This window comes from Serratia sp. CY33802, from assembly GCF_052169095.1.
GTDB classification, from domain to species: domain Bacteria; phylum Pseudomonadota; class Gammaproteobacteria; order Enterobacterales; family Enterobacteriaceae; genus Serratia; species Serratia bockelmannii.
Window position 1 is genome coordinate 784,580 of the sequence record NZ_JBJNLL010000001.1, and the last position, 19,415, is coordinate 803,994.

Annotated in this window: 20 protein-coding genes and 1 riboswitch; of the genes, 8 read left to right on the forward strand and 12 right to left on the reverse strand. The window is 57.4% G+C overall.

Annotation, left to right across the window (positions count from 1 at the left end):
* Window positions 1-6 precede the first annotated feature (6 nt).
* Window positions 7-414, reverse strand: coding sequence for a fosfomycin resistance glutathione transferase (gene fos / locus ACJ8HA_RS03690; RefSeq protein WP_025303168.1), 408 nt, complete (start codon window positions 412-414; stop codon window positions 7-9).
* A gap of 169 nt (window positions 415-583) precedes the next feature.
* Here fos and ACJ8HA_RS03695 point away from each other — a divergent pair, with 169 nt between their 5' ends.
* The 3 genes from ACJ8HA_RS03695 (at window position 584) to ACJ8HA_RS03705 (ending at window position 2,734) form a co-directional block, all read left to right on the forward strand.
* Window positions 584-886 carry a phage protein NinX family protein gene (locus ACJ8HA_RS03695; protein ID WP_004927682.1) on the forward strand — a complete coding sequence of 101 codons (303 nt, stop codon included), beginning with the start codon at window positions 584-586 and terminating at the stop codon, window positions 884-886.
* A gap of 74 nt (window positions 887-960) precedes the next feature.
* Window positions 961-1,197, forward strand: a complete 237-nt coding sequence (locus ACJ8HA_RS03700) for a DUF4060 family protein (RefSeq protein WP_025303167.1) — start codon at window positions 961-963, stop codon at window positions 1,195-1,197.
* Between the two features lie 175 nt (window positions 1,198-1,372).
* Window positions 1,373-2,734, forward strand: coding sequence for an amino acid permease (locus tag ACJ8HA_RS03705; RefSeq protein ID WP_043143564.1), 1,362 nt, complete (start codon window positions 1,373-1,375; stop codon window positions 2,732-2,734).
* A 46-nt stretch (window positions 2,735-2,780) separates the two neighbouring features.
* Here ACJ8HA_RS03705 and ACJ8HA_RS03710 read toward each other — a convergent pair whose 3' ends face one another.
* Window positions 2,781-3,071 (reverse strand): hypothetical protein, encoded by a 291-nt coding sequence (locus ACJ8HA_RS03710; protein ID WP_043143566.1) that lies wholly within the window; start codon window positions 3,069-3,071, stop codon window positions 2,781-2,783.
* A 220-nt stretch (window positions 3,072-3,291) separates the two neighbouring features.
* On the opposite strand from ACJ8HA_RS03710, the gene ACJ8HA_RS03715 reads away from it, so the two are divergent.
* The 3 genes from ACJ8HA_RS03715 (at window position 3,292) to cspE (ending at window position 5,374) form a co-directional block, all read left to right on the forward strand.
* Entirely contained in the window at window positions 3,292-4,326 is a 1,035-nt protein-coding gene (locus ACJ8HA_RS03715; RefSeq protein WP_442515207.1) for an MBL fold metallo-hydrolase, read from the forward strand.
* Window positions 4,327-5,006: 680 nt separating this feature from the next.
* Window positions 5,007-5,123: a DUF2627 domain-containing protein gene (locus tag ACJ8HA_RS03720; protein ID WP_002211058.1), complete on the forward strand. Its 117-nt coding sequence runs from the start codon at window positions 5,007-5,009 to the stop codon at window positions 5,121-5,123.
* A 41-nt stretch (window positions 5,124-5,164) separates the two neighbouring features.
* Window positions 5,165-5,374, forward strand: coding sequence for a transcription antiterminator/RNA stability regulator CspE (gene cspE, locus ACJ8HA_RS03725; protein ID WP_002221949.1), 210 nt, complete (start codon window positions 5,165-5,167; stop codon window positions 5,372-5,374).
* Between the two features lie 52 nt (window positions 5,375-5,426).
* On the opposite strand, the gene pgeF is transcribed toward cspE, so the two are convergent.
* On the reverse strand, window positions 5,427-6,143 hold the full coding sequence (pgeF, locus tag ACJ8HA_RS03730; protein WP_025303163.1) for a peptidoglycan editing factor PgeF: 717 nt from the start codon (window positions 6,141-6,143) through the stop codon (window positions 5,427-5,429).
* A gap of 161 nt (window positions 6,144-6,304) precedes the next feature.
* On the opposite strand from pgeF, the gene rlmA reads away from it, so the two are divergent.
* A complete protein-coding gene (rlmA, locus tag ACJ8HA_RS03735) occupies window positions 6,305-7,123 on the forward strand; it encodes a 23S rRNA (guanine(745)-N(1))-methyltransferase (RefSeq protein ID WP_025303162.1) in 819 nt (272 codons plus the stop codon).
* A 61-nt stretch (window positions 7,124-7,184) separates the two neighbouring features.
* Here rlmA and mntP read toward each other — a convergent pair whose 3' ends face one another.
* The 5 genes from mntP to manX all read right to left on the reverse strand — a co-directional run bounded on the left by mntP (window position 7,185) and on the right by manX (window position 11,351).
* Window positions 7,185-7,754, reverse strand: coding sequence for a manganese efflux pump MntP (mntP, locus tag ACJ8HA_RS03740; protein ID WP_025303161.1), 570 nt, complete (start codon window positions 7,752-7,754; stop codon window positions 7,185-7,187).
* 11 nt (window positions 7,755-7,765) lie between these two features.
* A riboswitch (yybP-ykoY riboswitch) is annotated at window positions 7,766-7,949 on the reverse strand.
* Between the two features lie 218 nt (window positions 7,950-8,167).
* Entirely contained in the window at window positions 8,168-8,626 is a 459-nt protein-coding gene (locus ACJ8HA_RS03745; protein WP_025303160.1) for a DUF986 family protein, read from the reverse strand.
* A 50-nt stretch (window positions 8,627-8,676) separates the two neighbouring features.
* Complete coding sequence (locus tag ACJ8HA_RS03750; RefSeq protein WP_015378157.1) at window positions 8,677-9,519, reverse strand: PTS mannose transporter subunit IID; 843 nt, start codon at window positions 9,517-9,519, stop codon at window positions 8,677-8,679.
* A gap of 15 nt (window positions 9,520-9,534) precedes the next feature.
* Window positions 9,535-10,335, reverse strand: coding sequence for a PTS mannose/fructose/sorbose transporter subunit IIC (locus tag ACJ8HA_RS03755; protein WP_015378156.1), 801 nt, complete (start codon window positions 10,333-10,335; stop codon window positions 9,535-9,537).
* 56 nt (window positions 10,336-10,391) lie between these two features.
* Entirely contained in the window at window positions 10,392-11,351 is a 960-nt protein-coding gene (gene manX, locus ACJ8HA_RS03760) for a PTS mannose transporter subunit IIAB (RefSeq protein WP_049203948.1), read from the reverse strand.
* A gap of 562 nt (window positions 11,352-11,913) precedes the next feature.
* On the opposite strand from manX, the gene ACJ8HA_RS03765 reads away from it, so the two are divergent.
* A complete protein-coding gene (locus ACJ8HA_RS03765; protein ID WP_043143573.1) occupies window positions 11,914-13,458 on the forward strand; it encodes a TerC family protein in 1,545 nt (514 codons plus the stop codon).
* A gap of 16 nt (window positions 13,459-13,474) precedes the next feature.
* Here the strand turns inward: ACJ8HA_RS03765 and ACJ8HA_RS03770 are convergent, their stop codons facing one another.
* The 4 genes from ACJ8HA_RS03770 to pabB all read right to left on the reverse strand — a co-directional run bounded on the left by ACJ8HA_RS03770 (window position 13,475) and on the right by pabB (window position 19,089).
* Window positions 13,475-15,061, reverse strand: a complete 1,587-nt coding sequence (locus tag ACJ8HA_RS03770; RefSeq protein WP_025303157.1) for an EAL domain-containing protein — start codon at window positions 15,059-15,061, stop codon at window positions 13,475-13,477.
* 268 nt (window positions 15,062-15,329) lie between these two features.
* Window positions 15,330-16,694: an L-serine ammonia-lyase gene (gene sdaA / locus ACJ8HA_RS03775; RefSeq protein WP_043143577.1), complete on the reverse strand. Its 1,365-nt coding sequence runs from the start codon at window positions 16,692-16,694 to the stop codon at window positions 15,330-15,332.
* A 446-nt stretch (window positions 16,695-17,140) separates the two neighbouring features.
* Window positions 17,141-17,719 (reverse strand): CoA pyrophosphatase, encoded by a 579-nt coding sequence (locus ACJ8HA_RS03780; RefSeq protein ID WP_025303155.1) that lies wholly within the window; start codon window positions 17,717-17,719, stop codon window positions 17,141-17,143.
* Window positions 17,716-19,089: an aminodeoxychorismate synthase component 1 gene (gene pabB, locus ACJ8HA_RS03785; protein ID WP_049203957.1), complete on the reverse strand. Its 1,374-nt coding sequence runs from the start codon at window positions 19,087-19,089 to the stop codon at window positions 17,716-17,718. Before pabB ends, ACJ8HA_RS03780 begins: the two co-directional genes overlap by 4 nt.
* Window positions 19,090-19,415: the final 326 nt, after the last annotated feature.

Genomic DNA, 19,415 nt, shown 5'->3' on the forward strand with positions numbered 1-19,415 from the left:
GGCGTTTCAGTAAAACACCATGCCCTGATACGGTTTTTCCCGGCATGCCGCCAGGCGGCTGGCCAGATCGCCGGCATGGATCTCCAACTGATGCCCATCGGGATCGAGAAAGTAGAGCGATTCGCCTTCGCTGCGATTGCTTTTCCACTCTTCGACGCCGGCCTGGCGCAGCCGCTCGCTGACCCGTTCAATGTGTTCCGGCGCGACGCTGAAGGCGTAATGGGTGTAATCACGCTCCCGTGGTTGCATGCGGGCCTCATCCAATGACAGACACAGCCACAACGCCCCCAACGACAGATAGGCGCCGCCTTGCCAGCGGGCGTGAGGGGTAAACCCCAACAGATGACGATAAAAATCGAAGCTGCGATCGAGATCGCTGACGGCGAGCGTCAGGTGGTTGAGGCCGGTCAACATGCGTGCGTTTCCTGGGCGCTAAACAGAGGAAAAGTGTACGCAGAAGGGGAGAAAAGTTAAAGGGAGCAAAACATTAGTTCAGATAATGTGAAAACCGGCGGCACTGTCATAAAACTGTCTTACAGACATCGTAATGTAGCGCGAACCTTACGAAAGATGGATGAAGCCGATGATTAAATGGTACGAAGAAAGCGATGCCGAAGTGAACCGCAGCATCGCGCTGCTGACCGGAGAGAACCCGGACAAGTGGTATCCCTACGGTGGTGTGAAAGGTAAAGATTACTGCAAGAATCCCTCCGATGCCTGGCCGATCATTTGCGCCAACAAAATCAGTCTGAACCCCGACAACCAAAGCGACAGCCCGCAGTGGCAGGCGCGCATGAGCACCCAGGGCGGTGAATGGCAGGCGGACAGCGCCAGCCCGCTGCGCGCGGCGATGATCTGCTTCCTGATGAGCCGGCAGGCTAACTGAGTCGAACAATACCGGTGATTGGTAAGAGTTTCTCCTTTTTCTAATAACAGAGCTGTCGTTGGCGGAGGCTGTTTATGAAGCGCATTATCAAAGGTGATAAAAATTTGTCTCATCTGGTGATTGCCCATGCGGCGATCGATCGTCATGCCGAAAGCTTTGGCCAGCGTCGTCAGGGGTGGCCCTCGACCTACCTGATAAAATATCAAAACGATCGCGTGGCGGTGGAAGTGGTCACGCGTCGCCAATCTTATGTCGCCACGCTGATGATAGGCGCGCGCAACCTGACCAAACTGTGCGGCATGCCTGGCTGAACGCCGCCATTTCACGCTTTCTCACGGTTAAAAAATCGCGCTCCGCTACGCCGTCTCGGGGCGCTTCTCCTTGATGCTCACGGGGTTAAGTGTTAAAAAGCCGCCCGCAGATACATTTATTGATTGGTGAAATCTTGGCCGATAACGGCAAGGGTGTACGCCATATGAGGATAAGATGGGCGGTCAGCATCAGGATACTCCGCTAAAACGCGGCTTAAAAAACAGACATATACAGCTTATTGCCCTCGGGGGCGCCATTGGCACCGGTTTATTTCTCGGCATTGCGCAAACCATCAAGATGGCCGGCCCCGCCGTGCTGTTGGGCTACGCCATCGGCGGTTTTATCGCGTTTTTGATCATGCGCCAACTGGGCGAAATGGTGGTGGAGGAGCCGGTCGCCGGATCTTTCAGCCACTTTGCCTATAAGTATTGGGGCGACTTCGCCGGCTTTCTTTCCGGTTGGAATTATTGGGCGATGTTCATTCTGGTCGGCATGGCGGAATTGACCGCCGTCGGCATCTACATTCAGTACTGGTGGCCGGAGATCCCCACCTGGGCCTCCGCCGCGCTGTTTTTCGTGCTGATCAACCTGATTAACCTGGTGAATGTGCGCCTGTACGGCGAAACCGAGTTCTGGTTCGCCATTATCAAGGTGGTGGCGATTGTCGGCATGATCGTGTTCGGCGCCTGGCTGTTGGCGAGCGGCAACGGCGGGCCACAGGCCAGCATCACCAACCTGTGGCAGCAGGGTGGCTTTATGCCGCACGGCTTCTCGGGGCTGGTGATGGCGATGGCGGTGATCATGTTCTCGTTCGGCGGCCTGGAAATGGTCGGCATCACCGCGGCGGAGGCCGCCGATCCGCGTCGCAGCATTCCTAAAGCCACCAATCAGGTGGTGTACCGCATTCTGATCTTCTATATCGGCTCGCTGACTGTGCTGCTGTCGCTCTATCCGTGGGGGCAAGTGGTGGAGGGCGGTAGCCCGTTCGTGTTGATCTTCCATGCGCTGAACAGCAATCTGGTGGCAACCGTGCTCAACGTGGTGGTATTGACCGCCGCGCTGTCTGTTTACAACAGCGGTGTCTACGCCAACAGCCGCATGCTGTTTGGGCTGGCCAGCCAAGGCAATGCACCGAAGGCGCTGACGCGCGTTAACAAGCGCGGCGTGCCGGTGCTGTCCATCGCGCTGTCGGCGTTGATTACTTCGATCGGCGTGCTGATTAACTACCTGATGCCCGGTAAGGCGTTCGAGTTACTGATGGCGCTGGTGGTTTCAACGTTGGTCATCAACTGGGTGATGATCTGCCTGGCGCACCTGAAATTCCGCGCTGCCAAGAACCGCCAGGGCGTCATTCCCAGCTTTAAGGCGCTGTGGTATCCGTTCGGCAACTACCTGTGTCTGGCTTTCCTCGGCCTGATTCTGGTGATTATGTATTTCAGCGAAGGGATCCGTATTTCGGTGCTTTTGATGCCGCTGTGGGTTGCGGTGCTGTGGTGCGGGTTTATGCTGACGCGCCGCAAAGACGCCAAGCGTTAATCTGTGTGCTGCGGAGGCGTATGGCGCGCCTCCGCTTCTCTTCTCGTTAGCCGCGCGGCATAAAGGCGCGCCCCTCTCCGTGCCCCCGCCCCAGCAGTTTCCGGCACAGCAACAGCAGAGTACTGATCACGTCGATGGCCACCACGCTGAGCATCAGCAGGGTCAACATGAAGAATCCGAGCAGTGAACCGCCCAGCAGCACCAGCGGTGCAGGTACGCGCACGCGGCGCAGCTTCATGGCGAAATACATTTTCCAGTATTGTTTCTGCGCCAGCAGCGCGCTGCGAATACGGCGCCCCAGGCTTGAGCCTGATTTGCGGGATGTAGAACGACTCATAACTTCTCCTTTTCTGTATGCCCTACAAGTCAATCACAAAGATCTTAAGAGAGTCTTAACGGGCTCTTGGCGGCCCTGGCTGTCTCACCGGAGTGAGACAACAGCATACGGCAAAAGGTCCCGAGATGCAGCGCACGGCTGACAAAGTGCGAGCTTCATCGGGTTTGTTACACTGAAAGTCATGCCCGTGCAGGGCGCAGTGGTCGGGAGAAAAGGCTGGATGAAAAGAATCAACCGTTATTACGACGCGGCCAAGGCGCATCATACGCCGGAGGGATTTCGCAACCTGGAACCTTCGCGGCGTCAGGAGGGGGACCTTCAACGTTGGCAAGATGAACGCAAGCGCCAGGGATTGCCCAAGCCGCCGCAGCAGGGCTACGCACAATTTACCGAACGCTGGTGGCAACCTGCCGATCTCAGCGGCAGCGACGACAGCGTCTGGTGGTTGGGGCATGCCTCGATGCTGCTGCGGTTGAGTGGGCGCTATATCCTGATCGATCCGGTGTTGTCCGAACGTGCATCGCCACTGAGCTTTTACGGCCCGAAGCGCAGAACGCCGCCGCCGCTGACGGTGGAGCAACTGCCGGCGGTGGATGCGATACTGATCTCCCATAACCATTATGACCACCTTGACAGGCGCACGGTGCGGCAATTGGCGCGGCGTTTCCCTCAGGCCGAGTTCATCGTGCCGCTCGGCTTGAAGCGCTGGTTCCGCCGTTATCGGCTGAAGGTGCATGAGCTGGACTGGTGGCAGAGTCTGCCGTTGGGCGAGCTGACGGTCTACGCCACGCCGGCGCGGCACTGGAGCATGCGCACGCTGTGGGATCGCAATCGCTCACTGTGGTGTGGATGGGTGATCCACCATCCGGGGCTGCGGTTTTATTTTTCCGGCGACAGCGGTTATTCGGAACGGCTGGCGGAGATTGGTCAACGGCTGGGGCCGTTCGACGTGGCGGCGCTGCCCATCGGCGCCTACGCACCGCGCTGGTTTATGCAGGAGCAGCATATGGATCCGCAGCAGTCGGTGACGCTGTACCGTCAACTCAATCAGCCGCGCGCCATTCCCATCCATTGGGGGGTATTCGAATTGGCGGATGAGTCGCTGGACGAACCGCCGCAGCAGTTGAATCTGGCGCTGAGTGAGGCGGGGCTTGAACAGCATCAATTCCACCCGCTGAAGATTGGCGAGCGCATCGCGTTGCAGGATTCTCAGCAAGCGTGGTCTCTTCGCCCTGCGGTACAGAGGAAAGAATAAGAGCAACGGTTTGAAAGCGCGGCAGTAATTAGCAAAATTGATAAGTGCGGGTGGTGATTCAAATAACCACCCGATCTTCAGGATTTAATTCAACGCCACACTTTTGCTATTCATAAGATTATTCCGGCTATTCGGACTCATGGTTTTCGGATTATTTAGGATGAAGCCACTGGCCAGCGGGAGAGGCGTCTGGACGTTGCATGCTTATGCAACCGTTGTGCAGGACGGTAACATCATCGCCCGCCTGTGTGCTGCTCCTGCTCGCGCGGTGTGGCGGCAGGGCTGAGGGCTGATGATGATGCGTTTTCGACGGTAAAGGGTCGGAGCAGCGATGAATAAATTGGCCCCCGTTCATCGATATTCAAATGTTGCATATCAAATTCCATAAAGATTCAAATTTTTTAACGCTATAAGCGGCAAAAAAGCGGAAATGACGAGACGGACATGCGACAAAACGATGAAAGTTTTGTTAAAACTCCACCAGAATGCGGGGTCTGGTGCGGTGGTTTTAGCAAGCAGAAAATAGCCGATGCTTCAACATCTTTTGGCCTATTTAAGCAAATGTGGCTCTCGACCGTTTCAAATATGTGCGACATGTCGTTCAGTGATTAAAAATGGCTTGCCATCGCATACAGAGTATGTGATAACGCATCTGGGTAAAACGAGGTACAGTTCTGTATATGTGTGGCATTTTCAGTAAAGAAGTTCTGAGTAAAGACGTTAGCGTTGAATACCGCTTCTCTGCCGATCCTTATCTTAGTGCCTCAAGCAGTAACGACTCTAGTTTGTCTATGTAACGCCCACGGGCGGTTTAAACAATCCAAAGGAAATACTCAAGATGGCAAAGATCAAAGGTCAAGTTAAGTGGTTCAACGAGTCTAAAGGTTTCGGTTTCATCACCCCGGCTGACGGCAGCAAAGACGTGTTCGTACACTTCTCTGCAATCCAGGGTAACGGCTTCAAAACCCTGGCTGAAGGCCAGAACGTTGAGTTCGAAATCCAAGATGGCCAGAAAGGCCCATCTGCAGTAAACGTTACTGCTATCTAATCAGCGTCAGCTGTACAAAAAGCCCGCCTTCGCGCGGGCTTTTTCGTTTCCGTCATCCGGCGGCGATGACGATGCCTGCGTACTGGTTGCGGCCTTTGATCCCCGGATGCGTCGGATCCTGCGCGCGCCGATGGCTGTTGCGGCGATAGCTGGTGTATTTGAAGCGCTGCGGCCGCTGCGGGTCGACGTCCGGCGTGCAGATGGTGCAACTGCCGGCGCGGTCAACGGCGGCGAAACCGAGCGCCGTCAGCTTGTATTCGGCAATTGCGGCCAGATCCAGATGCCGGTAATGCGGGCTGATCAGCGTGGCGGGCAGCGGCAGGCGCTGTTTAAAATTCTCCACCAGCGCTTCATCGACTTCGTAGCAGCATGGGCCGGCGGCGGGGCCGATAGACACCACCCAATCGGCGGTGTCGCCATCTTGGCGAATGCGGGACGCCATCTGCTCCAGAATGCCGTCCAGTAACCCGCGCCAGCCGGCGTGTACCGCCGCGATAGCGCCACCGTCGCGGCGGCTGAACAGCACCGGCAGACAGTCCGCCGTCAGTACGCTGATCAGAATGCCGGGCTGGCGAGTATAAAAACCATCGGCCTCGCCGCACGCCTGCGCCGGTTGCAGCACGTCGACGATGCGGGTGCCGTGTACCTGCTTTTTTTCCGGCAGCGTGGCGCTGTAGGGCAGTAGATGCCCTGGCAGCAGCGCGAGTTTGCTGCCGAAGCCGTGCTGAATGTGAGGCACCGCATCGAGCAGCGCGGAACGATCGCTCATAAGTTATGTTCACCTGCGTGAGAAAACAGACTCTCAGTGTAGCCAGCTTTCTCCCCGCTTGGCCAGGTGTTGTTGGCGGCGAAAGCGAGTGGGGATGCGCCTTGCATCAAACCGGCGCCTTCTTTAGACTAGCCGCGCCCTGTCTCTCTGGAAGCCCATTCATGTCTTATCAATGTCCCCTGTGTCATCAATCGCTGCATTTTTCATCACAACACTGGCGTTGTGACGGCAATCATCAGTTCGATCAGGCCAAAGAGGGCTACGTCAATCTGCTGCCGGTACAGCACAAGCGATCGAAGCAGCCGGGAGACAGCGCGGAAATGATGCAGGCGCGGCGAGCGTTTCTCGACGGTGGATATTATCAGCCGTTGCAAGAGCAGGTGGCCGAGTGGCTGGATTTGGCGCTGGCGGCCGATGCTGGCGCGTTGTTGGACATAGGCTGTGGGGAAGGGTATTACACTGCCGCGGTGGCCGCCAGGCTGGCCCAGGAGCGCAATATGGCGGTCAATGGGCTGGATGTCGCCAAGGTGGCGATCCGCTACGCCGCTAAACGTTATCCGGCGGTCTCGTTCTGCGTCGCTTCCAGTCACCGTTTGCCGTTCGCCGATGGGGCGTTGGATGCGGTCTTGCGCATTTATGCACCTTGCAAGGCGGAGGAGCTGGCACGGGTAGTGAAGCCGGGCGGCGTGGTGCTGACGGTGTCGCCGGGCCCGCGTCATCTGTACCAGCTGAAAGAGCAGGTGTACCAGCAGGTGCAGCTGCATGCCGAACAGGATGAACAGTTCGCCGGATTCGACTGCGAGCGCAAAGAGGCGCTGGCCTATACGATGACCCTACCGGGCACGCAGGCCGCCAATCTGCTGCAGATGACGCCGTTCGCCTGGCGCGCCACGCCGGAGGTGCAACAGCGGTTGGCCGAGAGCGGCGAGTTTGTGTGCGAGACGGACTTCGTGCTGGCGTTGTACCGACGTCGCGCTTAAGGGGCCTTGAACTCAAAAACAAAAAAACCTGCCGCGGCAGGTTTTTTTCAAAGCGAGCGCTTCAGGCCAGGTAGCCGAGGTGCTCCAGCAGAATGTTGACGCCGATACCGATCAGCACCACGCCGCCGAGGATTTCGGCGCGCTTGCCCAGCAGCGGGCCGATAAAGCGGCCGATCATCATGCCTAGCGTCGCCATGATCATGGTGGCGCAGCCGATGGCCATCGCGGTATGCACGATGTTCACCTGCAGGAAAGCCAGACCGACGCCGATGGCCATCGCGTCGAGGCTGGTGGCGATGGCGGTGGCGACCAGCAACCAGAAACCATGACGTTTGACCTTCTCTTCTTCATCGGGCTTGTTACGTACCCCTTCGACGATCATGCGCATGCCGAGAATGAACAGCAGCGAGAAGGCGACCCAGTGGTCCCATTCCATGATGTATTGACTGGCGAACAGGCCGATGGCCCAACCGATGAGCGGGGTGATCGCTTCGACCACGCCGAAGATCAGGCCGGTGCGGATCGCTTCGCGGAAACGGGGTTGATGCAAGCTGGCACCTTTGCCGATCGACGCGGCGAAAGCATCCATGGACATGCCAAAAGCGAGAATAAGCGTTGCTGAAAGGTTCATGTGAAATAGCCTCGGCCGGGTGGCTCCATATACACGTAACCCACCCCCAACCAAACGACGGAGTTACGTGTCTATGGTCTCGCCAACCTTACCTGGCTGCCCGCACCACGTTTCTTACGGCGAAACGAGTATGTTGATACGGGCGTTTCTGGCTTTTTATTCTCCAGAAACCGGCTACTCCCCAATGACGGCGCAACCATATCATATTATTTCCGCCACGGACAACCTTATTCTATGGCAATGTTTGTTCTTAATTGAGACTCGTTTTCATTAATCTAATTTCATGCGGGAATATAATGTAGCCAGGGGTAACAATGTTGCAGAAATAATAGTCAGAAAGGAGATTGCGCTGCCGATTAATTGCCCACAAGCAGCGCAAGGTTTGAGCTAAAATAACGTTAATTTTTCTTTATTTATTGATTATCAACAAAAAAGTGGTAAATCTTCTCCAGGTCGTCCAGGTGGGTCACCTGAACCAACAGCCGGCGCTGTTCCAGGTCGACGGCCAGAATGCCGTCCTCCGATAAATTCATGGCTTTAATGCGGTTATATTCGACAAACACATTGGCGAAGAAAAAACCGTGCGCTTTAAACACCATCTTGGGAGCGCGAATATAAGAAATATAGATGGCGAGCAACGCCAAAGAAATAAGCAGATAGGTGGTTAATACCGCACCGTTGTCGGTGACATTGCGGTAAATCAGAATGGCGATCAGGCCGACGAAAATCAGGCTGTCGAGGCGGTGGCGGCGTTTAAGCGGTACTTTGAGCCGCGTTTTACCTTTCAGCAGATCCATGCCGAATTCGTCGTACAGCGAATACAGCAACAGCAGGGCGATAAACAGCATCAGTACGGCGTCGGTCAGTGACATCTCTTGCTCCATAAAAAAGCCGGGGGTTGCCCCCCGGCCGTTTCGAACGATTACAGGCCCAGCAGGCCAATCCAATAGCCAAAGATACCGATGACGAAGAAGCCGATGATGATCCACAGCGCGTTGACTTTCTTGCGCAGCAGCCACATACAGGCGAAGGTCAGCAGCAACGGCACCAGGCCCGGCATCAGCTGGTCGAGGATGGTCTGCACCGTGGTGACGTTGGTATGCCCGGTCTGGTCGGTTATCTTGGACACCACCAGCGGGATATTCACGTGCGTCCACTTGTTGACCAGCGCCCCCATGACAAACAGGCCGAGAATGGACGCTCCTTCCGTCAGTTTCTGCAGGAAGCCGCCGCCCATGTCGTTGACGATATCGACCCCTTTACGGTAACCGTAGGCCACGCCGTAGTAGCGGGTCAGCAGGCGCACCAGGTTGAACAGCACGAAGAACAGGATCGGTCCAAGCAGGCTGCCGCTCATGGCGATGCCCGCCCCAAGCGCGGCGAACACCGGTCGCACGGTGCCCCAGAAGATCGGGTCACCGACGCCCGCTAAAGGCCCCATCAAACCGACCTTGATGCCGTTGATTGCGGCGTCATCGATCGGCGCGCCGTTGGCGCGTTGCTCTTCCATCGCCATGGTCACACCGAGCACCGGCGCCGCCACGTAAGGGTGGGTGTTGAAGAACTCCAGGTGACGCTTGATCGCCTGTTTGCGATCGTCATTGTTTTCCGGATACAGGCGGCGGATCACCGGCACCATCGAGAAGCAAAAACCCAGCGCCTGCATGCGTTCGAAGTTCCATGAACCCTGGAACAGGTTCGAACGCAGGAATACGCCGCGAATATCGGCCGGCGTGAGTTTCTTTTGAGCAGTTGTATCAACCATTTCTCTCACCTATTCCTAGTCGAGTTCGTTATCGAGATCGTTCGCGTTAGCCGGGCCGGCCTGTACAACTTGAGACTTGTTGTATTTCGGGCTGAGCTGGATATACAGCACGGCCATCACCACGCCAATGACGCCGAGCGCCACCAGGTTGAAGTTGGTGAAGGCGGCGGTAACGAAACCGAGATAGAAGAACGGCATCAGGTAGCCGGCGCGCATCATGTTAATCACCATTGCGTAACCGACCACGACGATCATGCCGCCGGCGATGTTCAGGCCACTGGTGACCACTTCCGGGATCGAGTTGAGCAAGGCGTGTACCCCGGCGGTGCCGACCGAGATGGCGACAATGACCGCCGGGATGGCGATACGCATCGCCTGCAGCAGCAGGGCACCGACATGGATCCAGCTAATGGCGCGCAGGCTGCCGCGCTCCGCCGCGCTGTCTGCTGCGTGCTGGAACGCCACGGTGAGGGTACGCACGATGATGGTCAACACCTGGCCGGCCGCCGCCAGCGGAATGGCCAGGGCGATACCGGCGCCGACGCTTTGCCCGCCGGCGATGACCAGAATGGTCGAGATGATGGACGCCAGGGCAGCATCCGGCGCGACGGCCGCACCGATGTTCATCCAGCCCAGGGCGATCATTTCCAGCGTACCGCCGATGATGATGCCGGTTTTCATATCGCCGAGAATGAAGCCGATCAGGGTACAGGCGACCAGCGGACGGTGGAACTGGAACTCGTCGAGGACGGAACCCATCCCGGCGATACAGGCAACGATAAATATCAGCACAATCTGAAGAGTGGTGATCTCCATTGCACTTCTCCTATGACCAAAAAAGCTCTGAGTAAAATAATTAGCGGCTGGCGCCACTAATTGAGTTTGTTAATCAGGTCCATCATTTTTAGCCGGCTGTCGGACGAGACCTTACGCACCTCCAGCTCGATACCGCGATCGTTCAGTTTCTTAAACGCTTCGATATCTTTTTCATCGACGGAAACGGCGTTGTTCACCTGGGTTTTCCCCTGGCGGAACGCCATGCCGCCGATATTGACGGATGTAATCTCCACGCCGCCTTCCACCAAACGCCAGACGTCAGTCGGGTTGGTGAATAACAGCATCACGCGATCGTTGGCGTATTTCGGGTTGTTCCAGACGCGGATGGCCTTCGCCACGTCCACCACGTGGGCGGTGACGCCCGGCGGGGCAACCTGGGTCAGCAGGGTCTTGCGCACATGGTCGGCGGCGACTTCATCGCTGACGACGATAATGCGGCTGACGTTGGTCTCTTTGGTCCAGCGGGTAGCGACCTGGCCGTGGATTAAGCGATCATCGATGCGCGCCAGGCCGATTTTCATGTGGTCGTTCGGCCCCAGCGGCGCCTGAGGGGCAGCGGCTTTGGCGACGGGTGCTGCGGGTTTTGCGGGTTCTTCCTGCGGTTTTTTCAGCGCTTTCACGCCTTCACGGCCGGTTTCCAACGCCAGCGCCACCAGTTCATCGAAAGCGGGGTTGTCGTCCCGCGCCATGAAGGTTTCCACCAGCATCGGGATGTTGACCCCGGTGACGACCTCATAGTGTTCTTTGTCGACCGCAATGCGGCTGGCGGCGTTGAACGGGCTGCCGCCCCAGGTATCCACCAGGAACAGCACGCCGCCGCTGGTATCCAACCCACTGATTTTTTCGTTGTACTTGACGATTAACGTTTCGGCATTCTCACCGGGAACGAAGTCTATAAAGGCGACGTTGTCCTGCTCGCCCAATAGCATCTCCGCCGTTTTCAGCAGTTGTTCCGCTGCAGCCCCGTGTGTGCCGATGATAATAGCTATTGCCACTCGCTACCTCCTCGTTGAACTCCAGACGCGGTGTGTGTCGTTTCTCCGCGCCGTCTTGGCAGTCACTTCCGCGGTTCAGATACATTATGGTAGAAAAAAAGAAACGCACGCCTAACATTTCTCACGCAGTTTCAAATGCCTGTGCGTGATACTTCACGAACGCGAGATTTATTTTAGTGAGTGAAAAAATATTTTTTGTGACGCTGCTCCGCTATTGAATGCTCGGGGAAATCTTAGCTGTCGCAGACGATATGGTGTGGCGCCACCCTAAACCGCCGCTGAAAAAGCCGCTTTGTCCCCCAGAAAAATCCTGATACAGTAATTTCTTCTTTCATCACTAAGGAGTGAAGGGCCTCAGCCCTCCCTATGGACTGTCACCGAAGTTACTGTTTTTCCAGGTTTCACCCGCCACCTGCTGGCGTTGTATATGCTGTTCGGCCCTTCGGCCATCTCCCGGTAACCCCATCCCGTCACCTTGCTATTGTCGACTGCGCCCATGCAGCGGCGGCATCGTCACGTCTGAGCGGCGAGCGCTCATTCCCACTTTTTTCTGGAGTCTGATATGGAATTTTTAATGGACCCCTCTATTTGGGCGGGGTTGCTTACGCTGGTGGTGCTGGAAATCGTGCTGGGCATCGACAACCTGGTGTTCATCGCCATTTTGGCCGACAAATTGCCGCCGAAGCAGCGCGATAAGGCGCGCGTTATCGGCCTGTCGCTGGCGTTGCTGATGCGTTTGGGCCTGCTGTCGGTGATCTCCTGGATGGTAACCCTGACCACACCGCTGTTCAGCGTCGGCGATTTCAGCTTCTCTGGCCGCGATCTTATCCTGCTGTTCGGCGGGGTATTCCTGCTGTTCAAGGCCACCATGGAGCTGCATGAGCGGCTGGAAGGGCAGACGCACCAGGATGGCGCCAACCGCGGTTATGCCAAGTTCTGGGCGGTGGTGGTGCAAATCGTGATCCTGGACGCAGTGTTTTCGCTTGATGCGGTGATTACCGCCGTAGGCATGGTGAACGATCTGCCGGTAATGATGGCGGCGGTGGTGATCGCGATGGCGGTGATGCTGTTGGCATCCAAGCCATTGACCAACTTCGTCAATGCGCACCCGACCATCGTGGTGCTGTGCCTGAGCTTCCTGTTGATGATCGGCCTGAGCCTGATCGCCGAAGGCTTCGGTTTGCATATTCCGAAAGGCTATCTGTACGCCGCGATCGGCTTCTCGATCCTGATTGAATTGTTCAACCAGATCGCGCGTCGCAACTTCATCAAGCATCAAGCGCGTCGGCCGATGCGCGAGCGCACCGCGGAAGCGATCATGCGCCTGATGGGGCAGCAGCGCGCGCAGCAGTCGGACGATGAGGTCGCTTTGCCGAGGGATGAAACCTTTGCGGCGGAAGAGCGTTATATGATCAGCGGCGTGTTGACGCTCGCCTCGCGTTCATTACGCAGTGTGATGACGCCTCGCACGGACATCTCCTGGGTCGACTGCGAGCGCTCCCGCGAGGAGGTGCGCGCACAGTTGCTGGATACGCCACACAGTCTGTTCCCGGTGTGTCGTGATTCGGTGGATGAGATCGTCGGCGTGGTACGCGCCAAGGATCTGCTGGTGGCGCTGGAGCAGGGTGAAGATATTGCCGAGTTTGCCGCCCGCACGCCGCCGATCGTGGTGCCGGAAACCATGGACGTCATCAAACTGCTGGCGGTGCTGCGCCGCGCCAAAGGGCGTCTGGTGGTGGTCACCAATGAATTTGGCGTCGTGCAGGGGCTGGTGACGCCGCTGGACGTCCTGGAAGCGATTGCCGGTGAGTTCCCGGACGAGGATGAAACGCCGGATATCGTGGCGGAAGGCGACGGCTGGCTGGTGAAGGGGGGAACCGATTTGCACTCGCTGGAACAGGCACTGGCCTGCGATGACCTGGTCAGCCCAACCGCAGACTACGCCACCCTGGCGGGGCTGCTGTTGGCTCACTACGGCCAGATGCCGGTGGTGGGGGACATCATTGAACTGAACCACCTGCGTTTCGATATCGTCGAGGTCTCCGACTATCGCATCGAATTGGTGCGTGTTACCCGCGTCGTCTTTGACGAGCCGACGCAGTCGTAACCCTCCCGCCGGGGGCTCAGGCCTCCGGCGGATCCTCTTCCGCTTTCCTGACGCGCGATTCGTACTGTTGCAACCACAGCGGGAAAACGTGGATCGGCATCGGCTTGGCGAAATAATACCCCTGCAGGGCATTGACCTCGCGTGAGCGCAGATAGTCGGCCTGTTCCTCCGTTTCGACACCCTCTGCCACCAGTTTCAGCTTCAGCCTCTGCGCCAGCGTAATGATGGTGTCGGTCACCGTGGCGTTGACCGCGTCGGTGCCGATGGCCGCGGTAAACCCGCGGTCGATCTTCAACACGTCCGGGCTGAGGTTTTTCAGGTAGCTCAGCGAGCTGTGGCCGGTGCCGAAATCGTCGATAGCCAGCATGATCCCCATGTCTTTCAGCGTGCGAATCTGGTCATACTGGATCGCCGACAGCGCGGTGCGTTCGGTCAGCTCCAGCATCAATGAGGGCATCGGATGTGCCGGCAGCCAAATCTGGCGGATATCGTCGATGATGTTGAGCGTTTTAAAATGCTCGGCAGCAACGTTAATGCTGATGTAGAAGGACGGTCGTGGCGGGAACAGCTGCAGATTTTCCGTCACGGTGTTCATCAGATAGCGAGTGAGCGGAATGATGAGGTCATGCTGCTCGGCCAACGGAATAAATACGTCTGGCGAGATCCACCCCTGCCGCTTCTTTTTCCAACGCAGCAGCATCTCTACGCCGGCACAGCGCCCGGTATCGCTGTGAATGATCGGTTGGCAGTAAACGCGGAACTCCCGATGGGTAATGGCATGGCCAATGTGGTAAGACAGGCTCATGCGGTTAGCGGTGAGCAGGTAGACCACATAGGCCGCCAGCAGGCTGATCAGCAGCGCCAGCGGGATATGGCGCGGCAGTGCGGAAAACGCCAACATGCCGACCTGCGGGCCGAACAGCGAAATCGAGAACGGGTAACGCTCGGAACCGGCGGTGTAACGCAGATCGTTGGTCAGGGTGTCGCGGCGCAGGATTTCGCGGCGCCCGTATTCCAGGCTGCTGTCGGCTACGTTCAGCACCATGCGCTGAACATAAGGCTCCTGGGGTTCGAGTAAAAAGTTCGATAACAGCTCGATATTGAAGACGTGCAGCACGCCGCTGCTTCTATCGCCGGGGGAGGGTGTCCACATCACCAACGTGGGCAGTCCTTTGCTCACCGCCAACGAAGGGCGCAGCGCCAGCCTGACGTTGCTGTTGACGAAAATCGGCAGCACTGCAGCCAACTGATAATGTCGGGCGCCAAACAGACTGGAGCAGTAGATGATGCCATTTTTTACCAGCAGCATGGCGCGCAGCGCCTGATTTTGCGCGGCGCGAAAACGCAGGGTCGATGAGACGTTCTCGCAGGGTTGTTCCAGCATGTCCATACTGCGTTCCGCCTGCAGCTGCGCGGGGGACAACAGCTGGTCAATTTTGCCGACGGTGCGGGTGGCCAACGTTTGCTGGCTCTGCTCGATGCTTTTGACCTCTTGATAGTAACGGGTATACAGCGATACCAACAGAATAGCCACGCCCACCGCTCCGGCCAGCAGCCAACGGTAGTAACGATATTGGGACGCGGCGAGGTGGGTCATCAACATCCGGTAAATCCTTGTTCGGTAATCCAGCTCCGAGTCACAGTCAGGCCACAGCTCCTTAAGTTGCGCTCGGCTAATTCTAGCCTGAGGTTATACAAGATTGATGGTAACTCAGTAAATTATTTCGATTTGGCAAAACAGAAGGTCAATTTGCAGGCTAACCGCTGGATCGATGAGAAAAATGCAGGATATTTTCTGGTGACATTGTCACTAAAAACGGTCAATGAATTGATTGCCCATAAAAAACCCCGCCGGGCGGCGGGGTTGTCTGTCAGTCGCATTGCACCTTGATTGCCAGGCCACCGCGTGATGTTTCTCGGTATTTGGCGTTCATGTCTTTGCCGGTTTCGTACATGGTCTCGATCACCTTATCCAGCGAAACGCGCGGTTCGCTGGTGCGGCGCAGAGCCATGCGGGCGGCGTTGATCGCCTTGACCGAGGCGATGGCGTTGCGCTCGATGCACGGCACCTGTACCTGGCCGGCGACCGGGTCACAGGTCAGCCCCAGGTTGTGTTCCATGCCGATTTCCGCCGCCACACAGACCTGCTCAGGGCTGCCGCCCAGCAGTTCAGCCAGGCCTGCGGCCGCCATGGAGCAGGCCACGCCGACTTCGCCCTGACACCCGACTTCGGCGCCGGAAATGGACGCGTTCATCTTGTACAACGCGCCGATGGCGCCCGCTGCCATAAAGTAACGGATGTAGATATCCGGGCTGACGGACTCGATAAAGTGATCGTAGTAAGCCAGCACCGCAGGCACGATGCCGCAGGCACCGTTGGTCGGCGCGGTGACGACGCGGCCGCCGGCGGCGTTTTCTTCGTTAACCGCCAGTGCGAACATGTTGACCCAGTCGATCACGTTCATCGGATCGTTGGACAGTTTGTCCGACGCCACCAGCATGCGGCGCAACGCGGAAGCACGGCGCGGTACGCGCAGCGGCCCCGGCAGCACGCCTTCGGTGTTCAGACCGCGATCGATACAGGCTCGCATGGTTTGCCAGACGTTGCCGAAGTAGGTTTCGATCTCTTGCTTGCTGTGCAGCGCCAGTTCGTTCTGCATCACCATGCCGGACAGTGACAGCCCGGTCTCGCGGCAGTGGTCGAGCATTTCGCGCGCGGAGTTGAATGGATAAGGCATTTGCAGCTCTTGCTCGGCGTCCTTACCGAAGTTCTCCTCGTCGACGATGAAACCGCCGCCGATGGAGTAATAGGTCTTGCTGTACACTTCTCTATCGCCGGCGAAGGCGTGGATTTGCATGCCGTTCTCGTGCAGCGGCAGGTTGTCGCTGCGGAAGACCATGCCGCCGTCGCGTGGGAAATCGACTTCATGCAGGCCGTTGGCCAGCATCAGGCGTTGACGTTGTTCTACATCGCGAATAAAGCCAGGAATGCTATCGATATCGACGGTGTCCGGCATGTTGCCGGCCAGGCCGAGAATGATGGCGATATCGGTATGGTGACCTTTACCGGTCAATGAGAGTGAGCCGTAAACGTCTACGGCAACACGCGTGATAGAAGGCATCAGGCCTTTATTTACCAGATCGTCGACAAACTGTTTGCCGGCTTTCATCGGTCCAACCGTATGAGAGCTGGACGGGCCGATGCCGATCTTAAACATGTCGAAAACGCTAATCACGCTAAAACTCCTTAAAGAGACGTATTGTTATGGCTGCGGCGGTTAAAAACCGCGCAGGGAACAGCGATATTGTAAAAGGGCCGTGCGGGTTCGGCTGCCTTTTTCGCATGAAATTAAATAATCCGTGGTGTCGCTTTTTTTACTGATTACCCGGGGCGAACCCTTATGCGAGGTATCCGCTTTCGCCCAAGCTCCATTAGCGGTAATCGCGCCAGCTTTCCGTGCTGAACGCCGCCGGCTTAATCCCTGTTTCTACAGTGGTTTATCTCGGACGGTGGTATTTTACAGGTATTTCGTAAGGTTTAAGAGAGGGTTTACAGTTTTTTTAAAACCATTCAATCGGAACGGTAGTTGAAAAAGCGTTCAAATGAAGTGATTTCGATCGCTTTACCGGCAGCGGAGGCCGTCGGCCATGCCAGATTGCGAGTCAGATCACGTAATATGGGCTAAATACTGACCTGCTGCGCCAGACGCCGAATGATGGCTGCGGTCAGCCCCCAGATAAACTGGCTGTGATACCAGGAGAGGTAAATGCGGTGCGTATGGCCGGCGCGATGAATATCCAGCGGATAGTAACGTGACAGGGTCAGCGCTTCCCTCAAGGGCATCTCGAACACGTCCGCCACTTCACCCTCATTGGCGTGGAACTGCACATCCGGCGAGACCAGGCCGACGATGGGCGTGACCTGAAATCCGGTGCTGCTGTCGAGCGGCGCCATTTGGCCGAGGACGGTCACCGCCTGCGGTGGTATCGCCACTTCTTCCTGCGCTTCTCGCAGCGCCGTGACGATCGCCGACCCGTCTTCGGCATCGGTTTTGCCGCCGGGGAAGGCCACCTGGCCGGCATGTTTGCGCAGCGAATCGGCACGGCGGGTCAATAGCAGGGTGGGCTCAGCACGGCAAACGATCGGGATCAGCACCGCCGCCGGGCGCACATTGTGCGAGATCTGCGCCGCCTGCGGCAGCTGCAGTTGAAAACGGCTGATAAAGGCGTGCAGCGAGGCCGGTGTGTTCGATGGGATCACGACAGGGCACACTCCCCAAGCTGCGGCAGAATACGGCCAACCTTGTCGAAGGTCTCCTGGTATTCCGCCTGCTCCTGGCTGTCCGCCACGATGCCGCCACCGGCGGAGCAGTGGATGCAGCCGTTTTCGGTGACGAGCGTGCGGATGGTGATATTGGTGTCCATGGTACCGCAGGCGCTTAGGTAACCGATACTGCCGCAATAGGCATTGCGGCGCTGCGGCTCCAGCTCTTCGATGATTTCCATCGCCCGCACCTTGGGCGCGCCGGTGATCGAGCCGCCGGGGAAGCAGGCGCGCAGCAGTTCGGCCGCCGAGGTCTGTTCCGGCAGGGTTGCGGTGATAGTGCTCACCAGGTGATGCACGGCGGGAAACGGCTCCACGGCAAACAGTTCCGGCACCCGTACGCTGCCAGGCTGGGCGACGCGGCCGATATCGTTGCGCAGCAGATCGACGATCATCAGATTTTCAGCGCGATCCTTGGGGGAATCGGCCAAACGGCGAGCCTGAGCGGCGTCCTGTTCCGCGTCCGCCAGCCGCGGCAGCGTGCCCTTGATCGGGCGGGTTTGGATGCGCTGCTGCTCCAGCCACAGGAAGCGCTCGGGAGAGACGCTCAGTACGCTGTTGTGCGGCAGGCGCAGGAAGGCCGAGAACGGCGCGCGGTTGCAGGCGCTCAATCGACAGAAAGCCTGCCACTCATCTCCCTGATAGTCGGCGGAGAACCGTTGCGCCAGATTAATTTGGTAACAGTCACCGCTGCGCAGGTAGCGCTGAATACGTTGGAATTTCTCGCCGTATTGCCGCCGGCTCATATTGGCGCGCCAGTCGCTCAGCAGCGTGAAAGGGCGTTCTGTCGGCGCGGTTTGGCTATTGAGCCAGCACCAGCGCTGTTCCACGTCGCCATAGCTGAGCAGCGTCAGGGTTTGCAGACGGTGATCGGCGATCAGCGCCCAGTCATAAATGCCCACCGCCATGTCCGGCAAGGCGAGGTCGGCTGCGGCCAACTGCGGCAAGCTTTCCACCCGCCGCCCGAGATCGTAGCCGAACAGCCCCAGTGCGCCGCCCTGAAATGGCAGATCCGGGTTAAACGCCGGTTGCCAACCTTGCGCCACCAGGTGTTGCTGCAGCAGGGAGAATGGATCTTCCTTTGACTGGATAGTGACGCCGTCACTTTCTATTTTCGTGCTGGCGCCCTGGGTGGTGAGCGTAACGCACGGCTGCGCGACCAGGATGTCGAAGCGGTTATGCGAATGGTCGGCGAAGCCCGAATGCAGCAGCATCGCCCACGGGTGGGTTGAAATCGGGGCGAAAAGCGTCATCAGGGCACTGCGGCTGTAGGGCAAAGATTTTATGTTTGGGGCGGTTACGCTCATGAACGTCAATAAACCTGGCTGTGAGGACGGCGATATCTGGCGGCTAGTGTGCCATAGACGGTCACGTCATGCATGTTTTGCCACGCGCGACATGGAGCACAGTTCACATAAACGGCAGTTCAATAAACCTGAGATAAGGCATTTTTTGCGCCATTGATTATACTTCGATATGTTAAAAATTTAACGTCAAATGCACTGGACGTTTATTCATCGAGGGCGCAAGACCCGAGAAATATAAAAAAGGTTCGTTAATTTCATACTTTTATTGTTGCTTGCTGTTATTAAGCTGGCGATGCGAAACGGTTTTGCCTGTGTTTTTTCATGGT